The 475-nt window shown below is 57.3% G+C and carries 2 pseudogenes; one reads left to right on the forward strand and one right to left on the reverse strand.

The annotated features are described in order from the left end of the window. A pseudogene (locus AC07RN_RS21065) lies at positions 1–276 on the forward strand (ThiF family adenylyltransferase); the annotation flags it as partial. An 89-nt stretch (positions 277–365) separates the two neighbouring features. Here AC07RN_RS21065 and AC07RN_RS21070 read toward each other — a convergent pair. Then, positions 366–475: pseudogene (locus AC07RN_RS21070) on the reverse strand (fructose-6-phosphate aldolase); the annotation flags it as partial.

Here is a 475-nt window from a genome sequence, read left to right on the forward strand (position 1 = left end):
GGCCAGATCAGCGTATTTACTTACGCCGACGGCGAGCCCTGCTATCGCTGTCTGAGCCGTCTTTTTGGCGAGAATGCGCTGACTTGCGTCGAGGCGGGCGTCATGGCACCGCTGGTTGGCGTGATCGGGTCATTGCAGACTATGGAAGCGATTAAAGTGCTGACGCACTACTGAACACCGGCGGCGGGAAAAATCCTGATGTACGACTCGATGAGCTGTCAGATCCGCGAGATGAAACTGATGCGTCATCCCGGATGCGAGGTCTGCGGAGGGTAATGCAAAACGGCAACCGTTGGTTGCCGTTTTTCGTGTTTGTCCCCTCTCCGTTTCGTTGAGGATTGGGGTGACGGCATCAGGCCGTACAATCAAATAGTTGTCTGGCCAAACGCGCCCTGCCAGTCCTGCTCAAACTTCGCGACTGCCGCATCCACCGCGGGCGCGCTAATAAACTGCTGCGCCACATCCAGCGGCAAAG

The sequence above is a fragment of the Lelliottia sp. GFLA7 genome, assembly GCF_056490165.1.